9 protein-coding genes are annotated in these 15,425 nt (G+C 42.8%); 2 read left to right on the top strand and 7 right to left on the bottom strand.

Annotated elements, in window-relative coordinates; translation table 11 throughout:
- Positions 1-89 precede the first annotated feature (89 nt).
- Positions 90-1,655 (top strand): ATP-binding protein, encoded by a 1,566-nt coding sequence (locus BXY_RS15095; RefSeq protein ID WP_008642103.1) that lies wholly within the window; start codon positions 90-92, stop codon positions 1,653-1,655.
- 26 nt (positions 1,656-1,681) lie between these two features.
- Here BXY_RS15095 and BXY_RS15090 read toward each other — a convergent pair whose 3' ends face one another.
- The 4 genes from BXY_RS15090 to BXY_RS15075 are packed head-to-tail and all read right to left on the bottom strand — an operon-like array spanning position 1,682 to position 5,905.
- The gene (locus BXY_RS15090) at positions 1,682-2,578 is read right to left on the bottom strand and encodes an AraC family transcriptional regulator (RefSeq protein WP_008642101.1); all 897 of its coding nucleotides are present in this window, start codon (positions 2,576-2,578) and stop codon (positions 1,682-1,684) included.
- Positions 2,579-2,612: 34 nt separating this feature from the next.
- On the bottom strand, positions 2,613-3,953 hold the full coding sequence (locus tag BXY_RS15085; RefSeq protein WP_004315638.1) for a mechanosensitive ion channel family protein: 1,341 nt from the start codon (positions 3,951-3,953) through the stop codon (positions 2,613-2,615).
- Between the two features lie 37 nt (positions 3,954-3,990).
- A complete protein-coding gene (locus BXY_RS15080; RefSeq protein ID WP_008642097.1) occupies positions 3,991-5,019 on the bottom strand; it encodes a DUF4435 domain-containing protein in 1,029 nt (342 codons plus the stop codon).
- Between the two features lie 22 nt (positions 5,020-5,041).
- Positions 5,042-5,905 carry an AAA family ATPase gene (locus BXY_RS15075; RefSeq protein WP_004315636.1) on the bottom strand — a complete coding sequence of 288 codons (864 nt, stop codon included), beginning with the start codon at positions 5,903-5,905 and terminating at the stop codon, positions 5,042-5,044.
- A 122-nt stretch (positions 5,906-6,027) separates the two neighbouring features.
- Here BXY_RS15075 and BXY_RS15070 point away from each other — a divergent pair, with 122 nt between their 5' ends.
- Positions 6,028-6,945: a DMT family transporter gene (locus tag BXY_RS15070; protein WP_004315635.1), complete on the top strand. Its 918-nt coding sequence runs from the start codon at positions 6,028-6,030 to the stop codon at positions 6,943-6,945.
- Positions 6,946-7,035: 90 nt separating this feature from the next.
- On the opposite strand, the gene meaB is transcribed toward BXY_RS15070, so the two are convergent.
- The 3 genes from meaB to BXY_RS15055 all read right to left on the bottom strand — a co-directional run bounded on the left by meaB (position 7,036) and on the right by BXY_RS15055 (position 15,176).
- Positions 7,036-8,127: a methylmalonyl Co-A mutase-associated GTPase MeaB gene (gene meaB / locus BXY_RS15065; RefSeq protein ID WP_004305376.1), complete on the bottom strand. Its 1,092-nt coding sequence runs from the start codon at positions 8,125-8,127 to the stop codon at positions 7,036-7,038.
- Positions 8,128-8,138: 11 nt separating this feature from the next.
- Complete coding sequence (locus BXY_RS15060) at positions 8,139-9,206, bottom strand: DUF1573 domain-containing protein (RefSeq protein WP_008642094.1); 1,068 nt, start codon at positions 9,204-9,206, stop codon at positions 8,139-8,141.
- Between the two features lie 225 nt (positions 9,207-9,431).
- On the bottom strand, positions 9,432-15,176 hold the full coding sequence (locus BXY_RS15055; RefSeq protein WP_015532351.1) for an alpha-2-macroglobulin family protein: 5,745 nt from the start codon (positions 15,174-15,176) through the stop codon (positions 9,432-9,434).
- Positions 15,177-15,425: the final 249 nt, after the last annotated feature.

The raw sequence follows: 15,425 nt of genomic DNA, 5'->3' as shown, positions 1-15,425 counted from the left end.
ACTTTCTTAAAAAAAGAACAGGCATAATTGACTTGAAACTAAATATCATTATCTTTGTGAATGTTTCACGCTAAAAACAGATATGCGTCATGGAAGAGAATTTCAGAAGATATCCGATAGGAATACAGAACTTTGAAGATTTACGCAATAATGATTGTGTCTATGTTGATAAAACAGAATTGATTTATCGTTTGACTCATACAAATAAAGTCTATTTTCTAAGTCGTCCCCGACGCTTTGGGAAAAGTTTGCTGGTTTCTACACTAGAAGCTTATTTCCTGGGAAAAAAAGAACTGTTTCAAGGCTTGGCTATGGAGACTCTGGAAAAGGATTGGACGGTCTACCCGGTACTACACTTTGATTTTAGTGTGAGTAAATATATAACCGCTGATATGCTGTCAGCCGTTATTAACCGCCAATTGCTTTTATGGGAGAAAATTTATCAACGGGAAGAAGGAGAAACGACTTTCAGTTTACGTTTTGAAGGAATTATTCGTCGTGCTTACAAACAGACGGGTAAACAGGTGGTGGTATTAATAGATGAGTATGACTCACCAATGCTGGACAGCAATCATAATGATGAAGTTCAAAAGGAAATACGTAATATCATGCGGGATTTCTTTAGTCCACTGAAAGCCCAGGGACAGTATCTTCGCTTCTTATTATTGACAGGTATCAGCAAATTCAGCCAAATGAGTATCTTCAGCGAGTTGAATAACTTGCAGAATATCAGCATGAGGGATGATTACAGTGCTATCTGTGGCATCACCGAACAAGAACTGCGCACGCAATTGCAAATTGATATTGAACAAATGGCCCAAGCCAACAAGGAAACATACGAGGAAGCCTGTGTACATTTGAAACAACAATATGACGGTTATCATTTCAGTAAGAATTGTGTAGACATTTATAACCCATTTAGTCTATTCAATGCATTTGCGCAAAAGAGTTATGAGAATTTTTGGTTTTCGACCGGTACTCCCACTTTCCTGATAGATATTCTGCAAGAAAGCGATTTTGATATCCGGGAACTGGATAACACGACCGCCACCGCCGAACAGTTTGATGCACCTAGCAATAGAATCACCGATCCTCTTCCGGTGCTCTACCAAAGCGGTTATCTCACAATTAAGGGATATGATCCGGATTTCCAACTGTATACACTGGCTTATCCCAACAAAGAAGTAAGAAAAGGATTTATCGAATCGCTGATGCCCGCTTATGTGCATCTGCCTGCACGAGAGAATACATTTTATGTAGTGTCCTTTATTAAAGACTTGCGTATCGGTCATTTAGAGGAATGTCTGGAAAGACTGAAATCTTTCTTTGCGTCTATCCCGAATAAACTGAACAACAAGGAAGAGAAACATTACCAAACTATCTTTTATCTGTTTTTCCGGCTGATGGGACAGTATATAGATGTGGAAGTGGATACAGCCATTGGAAGAGCAGACGCGGTTGTGAAACTTCAAGATACCATCTATGTTTTTGAATTTAAAGTAGATGGTACACCCGAAGAAGCATTAACGCAGATTAACAGCAAAAAGTATGCTATTCCGTATCAGGCGGATCACAGGAAAATAGTTAAAGTAGGTGTAAACTTTGACAGTGCCACACGAACGATTGGTGAATGGAAGATAGAACTCGGGAGTTAATCACCGAGTTCATAAAAGAGAATGCGCTAAATCAATTTCTTTTTCTTCCGGTAGTTCTCACGAAACTCTTTAGGCGAACAACTCTTTTTCTTCTTGAAGATCCGGTTGAAATTGGAAAGGTTATTAAAACCGCACTCATAACAAATCTCAGCGATAGACATCGTAGAATCTACCAGCAACCGGGAAGCAAAGCCCAGCCGAATATCAATGATATAATCAGAAAGATTCTTGCCTGTACGCAGTTTGAAAAAGCGGCTGAATGACACATCCGTCATCCCAACCATATCAGCCAACTGCCCCAGACGTATTTCTTCCTGATAATGTGTATTGATGTACTCCTGCACTTTCTGCACACGCCGGCTGTCCGAATGAATATCTATCTTGGCAAAAGACGAACTGGACAAGGTACGCGCTTCTTCTTCAAAGAGAGAAAGTTCATACAGGATTGTCATAAACTTAATGACCGCATAAAATCCTTGCTTCTCGGAAGCAAGCGTATCCAGCAACGGATATATTTTGAGTATGGCAGACATCGGGAAACAAAGCCCTTTTTGTGCTTTATCCAGTATCCGGCGGATAGAGTCGAACTGATTCTTATTGATAAAGCTCTTGAAGAAAAGATCGGAAGAAAACTGAATCGTAATCTCCCGTATCTCTTTCGAATGGCAGTCGTTCTGTTCCCAGACGTGTTCCAAATCTTTTCCTGTTATCAATACCAAATCATAATCACCTATCACTTCGGAAGAGTCTCCTACAATCCGCCTTACTCCGGCTGCCTTTTCGGTGAAGTTCAATTCAAACTCGGAGTGGTTGTGTATAGGATAAGTGAATTCCGTTTTATAACGTTCCGCAATGTAAAAGCAATCCTTATCTGACAAAGGAGTGATTTCACGGATAATCTGGTTGGATAACGGTGTAGTCATAGTAATTACAATTTATAAGCGTTTTATCGTTTGATTAGTTTTCTATCTTTACCCCTATCTGATGCAGGTCTGCCCCCGACGGGTTTTGGAAGACACGCAAGTCGAATTCGGGAATAATGGCAAGCACATGATCGAAAACATCTGCCTGTATGCCTTCGTAGGCAACCCATACTTTATTGGCAGAAAAGAAATAAAGTTCCAACGGGATACCGGTTTCGGTAGGCTGAAGCTGACGTACCATGCAGGTCAGGTCTTGGTTGACAGTAGGCAGATTCTTCAGATAGTTAGTCAGATAGGCACGGAAAACTCCCAGGTTTGTTTGCCGGCGTCCATTCACTAACACAGAGTTGTCGATATGATGTTCCTTATTATATTCTTCCACTACCTTTTCCGTTTCATCCACATAGTCTTTCAACAGTTGTATCTTCCGGTATTTTGCCAACATCTCCGGTGTACAGAAATGCACACTGGTCATGTCTATATTGATGGAACGTTTCACACGACGTCCGCCGGATTCCTGCATTCCCTGCCAGTTTTGGAAAGAATCACTAATCAATAGATAAGGAGGAATGGTGGTGATGGTATTATCGAAGTTACGTATTTTTACGGTATTCAATGTTACTTCTATCACCGTACCGTCCGCACCGTATTTCGGCATCGTGATCCAATCGCCCACCTTCAGCATATTATTGGCGGAAAGCTGGATGCCGGAGACAAATCCCATGATACTGTCCTTGAAAACCAACATCAGAACCGCAGCGGAAGCTCCCAATCCGGTCAGCAACACCACCGGACTTTGCTTTATCAAAATACTGATAATGATGATAGCTCCTATAAAGAAGAGAATGACTTGCGCTGTCTGCAAAAGCCCCTTCAAAGGTTTGTCTTTATATTGTTCACGCGCGCTATATACCAGATACACAGCCGTAAACAAAGCACTGACGAAGCGAAGAAAGACTGCAAGGATATAAATCATGCAAAGTCTTCGAAGAAAATCAAGCAAAGCAGAGTCTGCATGTTCGGGGAAGGCAATAGGAATAGATATATAAATCAATATAGGCGCCACCATCCTGCTGATGTTCACCATTACTTTATCATTAAATACAATATCATCCCAAGTAGCTTTTGTCTGTCTCACCAATTTAGCCACGGTACGCAGAATAATCTTGCGGCAAATCAGATTAGCCAATAATGCTATTCCAATAATAAACAATAAAATGATAAAGTTATCAATCTTATCAGCCATAGCTTCATCCACTCCCATCGAGAGCAAAGCATGATTCACCTCTTGCATCACTACATTACCTGCTTCTTCCGGTTGCCCGTTTGCTAATGCCACACTCACTGTATCAACCACTTCTTTTACTTCTTTCATAAGCAATCGTCTCTCTCTTTTTTAGTTTTTCTTTTATTTATGATCTCTGTTTCTTTTCTTCTTTATTCTTTCCTTCTTCCAAATATTCACTGATATCCTGCCGTAGCCAATCATAATGGAAGAGTCTTTTGTAGGCTACATTCTTCTTGAGCATGATTTCTACGTTCACCTGGCTGTTCTGATAACAAGTCAGTTCGTTTCTGAACTGTTCATTGTGTTCGGCCAGCCGCTTGATTTCCTGTTCCCGTTCACGACGCAATACGGTGCAGACCGGAATCAGTAGTTTCATTACCACATTATCCATCACATGGTGTCCCTGCATATACAAGTAAGTAGTTTCCGGCACCAAGCCCAGCTCTTTAAATTCAGTCCGCAATCCACTCACCTGATTAATGTTATGGGGAAATTTCCTTTTCAACTCTGCCAACTTCTGATTAACCCGTTGTTGAAGGGATTCCAAGCTCTTTTCCGGATGCCGGAGATTAATCTCGCGCAAAGAAGTATAAGTATGGAAATCGTACATGGGGAAAGTGTAAGTATCCCGTTGGCGATAGAACCATACGTTCCAGAGGAAAAGCGGATATACTATTTCAGAGTACTTCTTCAGGTAGAAGTTGAAATCTAAAATGGAACGGTCATTCAACGTAGCCTGCACACATACTTCGTGAAGGCTTTCGGCAAAACAATGATAGTTTTCAATAGCATAGGTATAAGTCTGAAAAATATACCTGTTCCGATTGATTTTACGGGAAGTATTGGTAGCTCCCTGCAACAGGAAATCATAGTCACTGTCCACACAGGCAATCAGACTTCTCCCCAATTCGGCTGTATTCAGCGTGTTCATGAGTACCATCTTTTTTCCTTTTGCCAGGGAGGTGGCCGAAGGAAGCATCACTTGGAAATAGTGTTCGTCGTCTTCAAACTCTTCAAGCAATGTGCGCCAGAAAGCGATGTCGTCATAGCTTTCTACGTAAGCGATGATACGTCGGCGGGCTTTCTTCGGATAAAGCTTATGGGCGGCATTGAAATAAGAAGAAGTCAGATTATCTCGTAGTGAAGTTGCCATTTGTTCAATTACAGGTTACGAATTACAAATTACAGTTGGGAGAATCCTTGTCGAGCTTGTGCCCTACGGTGGTAGATATATCACTTACTTCTGTCACGGCATCCAGCCAGCCTTCCATAATGACGGCAGGCGAATGGGTAGTCAGGATAATCTGCACATTCGGATTCAGTTCACGTATCATAGCAATCAGTTTCTGCTGCCATTCTATATGAAGGGAGGCTTCCGGCTCATCCATAAACAATACACAATGGCTGTTGTCCTGCACGAGTACGGTCAGCAGGATAACCAGCATTTGCTTTTCACCGGACGACAGTTTATAAGGGAATAATAGTTCGCCATCCTGATAGAAAGCGATATCGTTCCGTTTCCGGTCTATCTTTTTGCGTGTATAGCTGAACAGTTCGTCAATCATATCCTGAAAACGACGTTTGGCTACAGATAATGTAGCTGCTTTACGACGCTCTTCTTCATCAGTGCTGGAAAGCATTTCAATCATCTTATTACCAATGTTGACCTGATAATCGAGGTAACGGCGTTGCAAGAGATAGAGTTGCCAGTCCAGTTCAGACTTTACATTCTTGTCGGCCATGCGGGCTGTGAAGTCACCCATAATCAGGGGACGGTCGTAGCTTCGGATGACGTCATAAGGAATATAGGTTGCCTGGGGATTGTCGAAAAAGAGACGCACTCCGTTCTTCTCGTCACTTTTCATTTCACCGGAAAGTTCTTCGAGGTATCCCACCGAACGGTTCAGAATGGTAGTCTTCCCCACTCCGTTGATGCCGGAGAGGATGTTCACATCGGGACGCAAATCCCATCCTATATTAAAGCGTTCCCATAGTCCGTGTATCTCGATACGACGGATATAATTGGCTTGTTGTTCCATAATATTCAAGTTTAATCAAGGCAAATATAAACAAATCATACGATAAAAGACTACCTTTGCAACCGTTTTCTCTATTTGATTGTTAATGATATCAGAGATATGGTAAAATAAATAGTATCAACATGGACAAAAGTAAGAACCTGTATGGTCATTTGTTTGCGCTTACAGCAAACGTTATGTGGGGATTAATGTCTCCCATCGGTAAGTCGGCTCTTCAAGAGTTTTCTCCAATTTCTGTCACTACATTCCGCATGGTGGGGGCAGCAGCCGCTTTCTGGATCCTTTCCATGTTTTGCAAACAGGAACATGTGAATCATCAAGATATGCTGAAAATCTTCTTTGCTTCACTGTTTGCGCTAGTATTCAATCAAGGAGTGTTTATCTTCGGACTTTCTATGACTTCTCCTATTGATGCTTCTATCGTAACTACCACTCTACCGATTGTAACAATGGTTGTAGCGGCCATTTACTTGAAAGAACCTATTACCAATAAGAAAGTACTGGGAATTTTTATAGGTGCTATGGGAGCGCTCATTCTCATTATGAGTAGCCAGGCAGGAAGCAACGGAAATGGAAGCCTGATTGGCGACTTGCTTTGTCTCGTTGCGCAAATCAGTTTTTCCATATACCTGACTGTATTCAAAGGATTGTCTCAACGATATTCGGCAGTAACGATTAATAAATGGATGTTCATATATGCTTCAATGTGTTACATTCCGTTCTCCTATTATGATATTTCTACGATTCAATGGACTTCTGTTTCCACTGTCGCCATTCTACAGGTACTTTATGTCGTATTAGGAGGTAGCTTCCTCGCGTATCTCTGCATTATGACTGCACAGAGGCTGCTCCGTCCTACGGTAGTCAGTATGTACAATTATATGCAACCGATCGTGGCTACGATTGCGGCAATCGCGATGGGTATCGGAAGTTTCGGCTGGGAGAAAGGAATCGCTATCGCGCTCGTATTCCTGGGAGTATATATTGTGACTCAAAGTAAATCAAGAGCTGATCTTGAAAAAGCAGAAAAGCCTCATTAATAGTACAAGCGGGTAGAAAGACTGACGTTTCCTACCCGCTTATGCTAAATGTATTCTTTAAGAATCAGAATCTTATTATCATTTAAAGTCTTATTTCAAATCCTCAAAATAAGTATCGAGCAAGCTTCTTGCAGCTATAAACGAAGTCAGGTTGCCTTTCAATACCTGCTGTTCTTTTTCTAAGAGCATTGTTTCAATCTTCGGATTATGATAAAAGCTGTCACGAAGTTGTTCATTGATGCTTTCATACATCCAATATTTACTTTGCTCGTTGCGGCGATATTCAAAATAGCCGTTTTCTTTCACGAAGTCAATGTATTCGTAAATCATATCCCAGACCTCCTTCACTCCCAGGTTATAAAAACCGGAGTAAGTCAATACTTTGGGAATCCATCCGGATTCAGGCGCAGGAAACAGATGCAATGCATTACGGAATTGAGTGGCAGCCAACTTGGCACGTTCCAGATTATCTCCATCGGCCTTATTGATAACGATACCATCCGCCATCTCCATAATACCACGCTTAATCCCTTGCAGTTCATCGCCCGTACCGGACAACTGAATCAACAGGAAGAAATCAACCATCGAGTGAACAGCCGTTTCGCTCTGTCCCACTCCTACGGTCTCCACAAAAATCTTATCGAATCCGGCAGCTTCACAAAGAATAATCGTCTCACGTGTTTTGCGTGCCACTCCTCCCAAAGAACCGGCTGACGGACTAGGGCGGATAAACGATTTAGGATGCACGGAAAGCTGCTCCATACGCGTTTTATCCCCTAAGATACTGCCTTTACTACGCTCACTACTAGGGTCGATGGCCAATACCGCCAGTTTGCCCCCCTTTTCGAGCACGTGCAGACCGAATACATCTATGGATGTACTCTTTCCCGCACCGGGAACGCCGCTGATACCAATCCGGATCGAATTACCGGAAAATGGCAGACACTTCTCTATGATTTCCTGTGAGACAGCCTGATGTTCAGGCTTTACGCTTTCAACCAATGTCACAGCCTGACTCAATATGGTGACATCACCTTTTACGATACCTTCTACAAACTCTGCTACTGAAAGTTGGCGTTTCTTAGGTTTCCGCTTTAAGTAGGGATTCACAGATGAGGGTTGCTCAATGCCTTTATTGACAACAAGCCCCTTATATTCTTCACTATTTTCAGGATGTTCCATAATCATAGGATTTAGCGTTTGATATTGATTTCAACTTTCGGGCGTAACGGATCATTTGTTATCATCAGGATACGTAAATGATGCTTCTTATTACCTACGTCACGCTTACGAATAGTTACTTTGAGCTTCGTCATTCCATCCGGAGGAAGGACCGTCTTCTTCAGGCTCACTCCTACCGACGAATTGAATACCTGCAACTTACTGATGACTAACGGAGTCTTTCCGGAATTGGCTATCAATATATCATGGCTTACCTTATTCTTCTTTATCAACGGGATACTAAGATCAATATCCGTTTCCGAAATGTGCATGGCAGGAGCGTTCAAAGAATCTTTTTCCGTCATACGAGAGAAGTCGGGAAGAAGAATGGCCGAAACCGGTATTTCATTATCTTCGCTCACCTTATCACCGGAGAAACGGGAAAGGTAGACAGAAGCCTGTGTCAATCCGTAATCTTTTAGCTGGCTCGCATCCAGCGTCAGTTTGATAGTTCCCTTCTTGCCTTTCAACAAGACTTTGGGTTCCGCTTCCATTTTCAGATAAGGAGGCAGATGCATCAATACCGGTTCGTAAGGACGATCCGAAAGATTGGCGATATCAAAGGTCAATGAAGGCTGCTGTCCGCGATAGACATCGGGGAAAGCAAACTCATCACGATCTAAACGAATATTTCCAATTGTATAAGGAAGTAGCTTTGTATAATCTTTTATTTCCTGCACTACTTCACCGGTAAACTTCAGATAGACCAGGCTCGGACTGGCATTGCTATATATTCCTATCGACTTTTCAAAATGTCCTAACGCTTTTGCGTCAAAAGAAGCTTTTACTACTCCTTTTCCTCCCGGGGCAATCGGTTCTTTGGTCCAGTCGGCCACGGCACAGGCACAAGAGGTTGTGACGTTGGTCAGTACCAATGGCTGGTTTCCCGTGTTAGTGATGGTATATTCCACTGTCACCGGACGTTTCCACTCAATTTGTCCGAAGTTATGTGTCTCTTTATTTGAAGAGATACGAGGTTGGGCAACGGCTGCCAAAGCGACAGTAAGTAAAGATAATATAGATAGTAAACTACGTTTCATGCGATATTTTTTATTTTGGTGCACAAATGTAGGGGTTTTAGATGAGTTTTTCACCACAGATTACACAGATTAACACAGATTGACGAAAGAGGATAATTCTCCCCATCAAGAGGTATCAAATAGATTCAGGCACGGATTACGCCTATTTTACGGTTTCAGTTTATCTAATGAACCGTAAAATCGGCATAATCCGTGCCCGAATATTTCTCTTACAAATGTCCTGCGTTACTCTTTAACAGCTACCGTCATCGAAGCAGAATGTGAAGCATATTCTGGTGCGTATGCACATTGCATGGTTGCCAGACCTGTTTCGTAAGTTCCTGCACGGCTGACACGGTAACTATATTCCAATACATATACTCCTTTTCCTAAATGATCGAAGAAGAAATTGGTCGATGCATCTTTGATGTCTACGTAATAGCCCAGTCCGTTGTTCCAACGATAGCCGGAAATGCTGCCGATCGGTTCGAAGCAAGCTCCCCGCTGATCTTTCAACTGCACAAAGTCCATCGGACGGTCTACACGGATGCTCAAACGGGAAACGACTTTATCACCTACCTGAAGAACAGTTTTCGCTGTTATAGGCTGCAATTGAGGGACATTATTTACCATACGTTCCACATACAATTGTTTCTCTACATTCAACTCACCACCCTGTTGTTTCACATCACTGATGGGGGATTCAAATTCTGCATATACAGCTCCCCAGGCGATACCCGGATTTCTCTTTTCCACTTCAATCTTACGGGCATCCACCACGCTCTTCTGTGTGAAAGAACGTTTGATATATCCCAATCCGGGAACAGTTGTTTTACTCGGAGCAACCGTTTCCAGCACTTCATTAGCAATTACAATCCGTACATCTCCCTGATTGTCGAGCAAGTTAACACCTTTCATCAGCAATGCAAATACCGCGTCGGCAGTAGCTACCGGAGAGTTCCATTGTTGTGTTTGCTTTTGCTTCAACAGCCAAAGTTTCATTTCTTCCACGGTATCGCTGTTACCGCCTATCGCCTCCAATGCTTCCATCACATCTACGTGAGCCTGCATCTGCATTCCGCCCCATGTATACGGATTCTCGTTGAAAGCAAAGAACATTCCCTGTTCATCCGTCTTGGTCAGGAATTCTTTCAGAGAAGCGACAAATTCCTGTGCTTCTTTCTTGCGTCCGGCTTTATCCAGTACAATAGCGGCAATCGCTTTCGTATCCATCGAAGGAGAAGTAAGCAGTTCTCCTACTTTAGAAAGATAATAGGTATAAGCAGCTTTATTGGCAGCAGGCACCTGCTCTCCGGAAATAGCGATGAGATACAAATATTGCAGAATACTACCCGAAACACCGGTAAATTTCACTCCTTCTTTCTGTGCTTTCAAGATTTCCTTATATTCGTCTAAAGCTGATTGATGAAGGTAAGTGAAAGCATTTTGTTGCAAGGAGAGAGCTGGACCTGTTAATTTCTCACCTGTCAACATAGCCAGACGGGCATTCAGTTCGGCGATATAGGTAGTAATATATCGGCTGCCGGTCATTCCTTTATACCAAGACCATGCACCGTTTGCGTTCTGCAACTCCTGTAATCGGGTCAAAGCCGCTATATTATTGCTACGGATATTATTCAAATCAAACAAAGTGGCGATACGTTCTTTCTGTTGCTCTTCCGTTTGCGCTTCGAGCACCCAGGGAGATTCGGACAGAATAATATTCTTCACTTCCTGATTCTTTTGCAGATTGCTCAAGAAGGTTTCTTTCGTACCTCCCTGCAATTTCCAACTTTCAAACACTGCTTTGATCTTCGGCTGACTGTTCATAATGAACGAAGCCAAGGTATTTGCATAATATGCCGTAGCCCAGGAGATCGCATTATTGCTTGTAGGAAGACTCAAAGAAGGCAATGCCTGAATAGCATACCAGGCCGGATTTCCTGTAAACTCGACAGTCAGTTTACGGTCGGTTGCCGTTTTACTTTGTTGGTTGAACAGGCGGTCGAGTGAGAAAGTACGGGTTTCTTCTCCACGTACAGGCATTGGAAGTGTCTCTACCAAATGTTCTTTATTGCTAAGCACCGGAAGCAACTGTTGTTCTCCATCGCTGAAAGTACCGCTGTCGGCTATCATCCGGCATCCCAATATTTCGTATTTATCACTGACGGTAAACTGGAAGCTCACGCCAATCGTCTTTCCGGCAACAAGGCTGAATTTCTGTTTTTGTGTACTGATTACTTTCTCCGTCATCGGATCGAAAAGAATCAGAGTTACTGTTCCGGCTTGCGACTTACCAGTCATATTAGAGATAGAAGCTGTAAGAGAAGTCTTATCTCCCACACGTACAAAGCGGGGAAGATTAGGAGTCAGCATAAATTCCTTACTCGTGGTAGCTTCACCGTCCAATGTTCCCATCAGCATCCCTTTCGTATGAGAATATCCACGGAAGTTCCAACGCGTCAGACTTTCGGGCATCGTGAAAGAGAACGAGATTTCTCCCTGTTCATTGGTACGAAGTTGCGGATAGAAGAAGGCCGTTTCTGCAAGATTTGTACGCAGGTCGGCAGGAGCTTCAGGGAGTGTTTCGTTTCCGGACGTTTCATCAAGTTTACCAAGTGTTCCCGTTTGACCCCATCCTGACTCAAATTCCACATCTTCAGAAGCATCGGAGACTAAAGCCGGTACATATTTCACTTCCACCGCATTGCTCCGGCTTGTAACACTTCCTGTCATCGACACCTTTCTCTGAACCGCCAGACCTCTAACCACCACTCCATCAGCCAAAGACTCCGACAATGCATATACATTTCCTACACCGGAAGACATCACGAAATAATCATACGCCAATCCCGGCACTTTAAGACTTTTCGTATTCCACCAGTAATTAAATGAATTATTTCCTGAATATCCGCTCATCCAATTAGAATACGGAACAATCTGACTATAGAAGATTTGGAAATTCTGCTGACGGTTCCATATCTTATCCAGTGAAGCATCATACATCGTTGCCAGCATCTCCGCATTGGCGGCTTGTCCTTGCGGCGTTTTAATCGTCAGTTTCCATTCTTCCTTCTGTCCGGGACGCAACTTATCGCGGAATACTTCCCACTTCATAGTCAATGTCTTATCCGGTACACGTCTGGTCAGCCGGGCATGTTCCTGATAAACCTGTCCATCTCTTACCATACAGAAATTCACAAACACACCGTCACCATAACTCTCCTGATATGGATATTCGAAGCGAACAATCGTATCAGACAAGTTCAACGTCTTACTTTCCAGCAGTTTATCACCGGAGAATACATTCATCATCACATAAGCATCCTTTTTCGACGTACCGAAGCAGAATACAGCCGGATGAGTCGCATCAAATTCCATATTTTCTCCATAGAACCAAACTGTCGTTTCTACAGGCGGACGTTTGTCCTCAATGGAAAAAAGAATCGTGTTAGTATCAGCAGTCACTTCCTTGCCCTGATTATCTTTCACCGATGCTTTCAGTACATAAGGGCCCGAAGGAAGATCCTTCCAATCGAGCGTTATTTCTTCGTTAGAAGTAAAAGTTCCCGTTGCAATCGATTTCTCTTCCAGTTGTTTGAAATCCTGGTCTTTGGCAGGATACAAGTAATAATTTCCTTTCACTTCCACAGGTTGTCCATTCAGGTTTTGCACGTTAAACATCGTGTCGAATGGTTTATCCTTACAAGTCTTATCATGCAATTCCACCTGCAAAACCAACGAACGATTTCCGGCCGAAATGACATCCGTAGAAGATTGTGTTTCACCCGCCACATTGGTAACAGTAGCTTCAATGGAATAGCGATAATATACTTTATCATCATTCTTATAAGAGTCACTTTCCTGCAGGCGGACCGGTATCGTAAATTCTCCGTTCTCATTGGCCGTCACTTCACCGGAAGCAATCTGTACCGATTCCGCAAACCGCCAAAGGCTGTATGTAGAACGCATCACTTTATATTTTACCGGAAGATCCTGAAGCAATACACCGCTATAAGATTCTATCTTGCCTTTCACCTGCACTTCATCTCCCAACTTGTAACTTCCCTGTTGCTTTTCAAAAGTGATGTCAAATGTCGGACGTTTATAATCTTCCACACGGATACTTGTACGGCCTCTTCCTGCCTTCAACGAGAACATTCCGTTCAGGCAAGCTGAAGGCAACGCGAAATCAGTGGCAAACGAACCGAACTCATTGGTGCGTACCGACTTCTGCCCTACTTCCTGATTATTCGCATCCAATAAAGTCACCATATATTCCTTGTTCGGGAGCACATCCGCCGTATCTGATTTTTGAGAATAGGCAATCCCTTTCACATACACCGTTTGTCCGGGACGATACAAAGAACGGTCAGTCAATAAAGTCATATTTTCCGCCACTTTATCTTCGTCACCGTAGTATCCGTAACTTCCTGCATAGATACCTTGCTTCGGCATCGCTGTATCCGTGCCCTTGGAGGCTCTCAAATAGCGGTATTCAGATTTCCAGGGAAATACCACCTTACCATCTTTGTCCGTCGTAAACTCTTGCAAAACTTTTTCATCGTTACTATACATCGTAACTTTCGCATTCGAAATAGGATGTCCCGTCTGTCCGTCCAACGTCACCACTTGATATTGTTTTTCCGGCAGACGACAAGTCAACACCTTGAAACGTGTTACGTCAAACTTGCTTTCACTGTCTCTCTTTGCACGAATATCCGGTATGATACGCATTATGTAAGCTCCAAGTTCGGGAGCTTTGAACGTAAACACCGTGTCCTGTGTCCGGTAATCTTCCGGACGAATTACAGAGTAATGTTGTTCTTTTATCAGTTTCTTCGCCTGATAAATCCGGACGGTAAAACCATCCAGATTCTTATGTGAGGCTCTTAGTTCTATCTCTTCGTTCGGGAAAGCCTGATCTGCTGCATAGACATTCAAATAAGGAGCCAATATCTCTTCCCGAAGATTTTTCAGAGCATTGATTCTGTCATACCCCGGATAAAGACGAATCGCCTCATCACAAAGTTGCAATGCATTAACCTGCTGTTGCTTTTCAATAGCATAACGGGCTTGTGCCAGGTACACTTCAGCACATATCGGTTCCGAAGCATATTTACTTTTCAATGTATTCAATGCTTTCAGGTAAGTGTCATCCGTCAATACCGAAGCCTCTCCCTTTACTTGGAGAGGTCGGATATACCGTTCCGCTCCCCGTCTCCAGTCCAAATAGTTAAGTGCGGTCAACACATAACCTTCTTTCAATCCGGCTGCTTTATAAGCAGAAAGCATATTTCCGTAAATAGCTATTATATCCTGCTTCACCGGATTTACGGCGTTCGTTTCAGTATACCCGCTACCTAGTTTTTCCACTTGCAACAGAGCATCAATTCCACGGGAAGCCAATAGATGATAGAGGTCATGGTGATAATATTCACTCGTTTTCCCCAATTCTACGAAAGGGATATAGTCGCGTGAAGAAGTTTTGAGCAGTAACACAGAGTCAGCCAAGGCTTCTTTCACATTTGTCCGCACTTTCTCTACAAACATATTGGCGGTCCACTCGCGTATATCCGCAGAAGGCGTTTGGCCTACGATTTCCGTCCGTTGGCGAAGTTGCCATTGATTGTTGGCAGCATAATTTGCATAAATTCCGGCTATCAGAGAATGCAAAATAGCACGGTCCATTGGTTGGTCGGTTTGTTTCACCCACTGTTCCAGTCCTTTCAGACCGGCATAAAGACTATCCGGATTCAACATTTCCCGGTATTTCATCCGCCACGCGTATGCTTTGAGCATCTGCGGAGAGTTTTTCTCTTTTTCCCCTTTCTGATAAATCTCATCAGTCAGTTTTATCACTGTCTTAGGCAAGCTCTTTTTCTCTGCTTGCTCCACTTCTTTCCATAATTTGTCGAAAGTCTGTGCCTGCACCGCCGGAATCACTCCCAACCATAGTAGCACCATCATACAAATCTGCTTTACTTTCATAATCTTTCTAGTTTAAGTTCGCTATAAGTCTCACTCTATAAATAACAAAGTAAAGAAATAAAGTTTAAAGATTTGTACTTTTTAGCTTAAAAAAAACTTTTATCAAGCTACCAACCTTATACTGTATCGTATAGACGTTAGCTCATTAGCTGATTCACTTTAGAATAAAAAAATATTATTCGGTTTGTTATTTAATTGAATAGTTCATTTTTGCACTGTTTTCACCACAGAGGACACGGAGGGCACAGA

The organism is Bacteroides xylanisolvens XB1A (assembly GCF_000210075.1).
Lineage (GTDB): Bacteria > Bacteroidota > Bacteroidia > Bacteroidales > Bacteroidaceae > Bacteroides > Bacteroides xylanisolvens.
Note: the sequence above shows the minus strand (reverse complement) of the source record. Positions and strands in the feature narration are given on the sequence as shown.

Bases quoted from the DNA above. Each gene is read 5' to 3' on its own strand.
- BXY_RS15055 (WP_015532351.1), bottom strand. From the start codon at position 15,176: ATGAAAGTAAAGCAGATTTGTATGATGGTGCTACTATGGTTGGGAGTG.
- BXY_RS15080 (WP_008642097.1), bottom strand. From the start codon at position 5,019: ATGGCAACTTCACTACGAGATAATCTGACTTCTTCTTATTTCAATGCC.
- BXY_RS15070 (WP_004315635.1), top strand. From the start codon at position 6,028: ATGGACAAAAGTAAGAACCTGTATGGTCATTTGTTTGCGCTTACAGCA.
- BXY_RS15090 (WP_008642101.1), bottom strand. From the start codon at position 2,578: ATGACTACACCGTTATCCAACCAGATTATCCGTGAAATCACTCCTTTG.
- BXY_RS15075 (WP_004315636.1), bottom strand. From the start codon at position 5,905: ATGGAACAACAAGCCAATTATATCCGTCGTATCGAGATACACGGACTA.
- meaB (WP_004305376.1), bottom strand. From the start codon at position 8,127: ATGGAACATCCTGAAAATAGTGAAGAATATAAGGGGCTTGTTGTCAAT.
- BXY_RS15060 (WP_008642094.1), bottom strand. From the start codon at position 9,206: ATGAAACGTAGTTTACTATCTATATTATCTTTACTTACTGTCGCTTTG.
- BXY_RS15095 (WP_008642103.1), top strand. From the start codon at position 90: ATGGAAGAGAATTTCAGAAGATATCCGATAGGAATACAGAACTTTGAA.
- BXY_RS15085 (WP_004315638.1), bottom strand. From the start codon at position 3,953: ATGAAAGAAGTAAAAGAAGTGGTTGATACAGTGAGTGTGGCATTAGCA.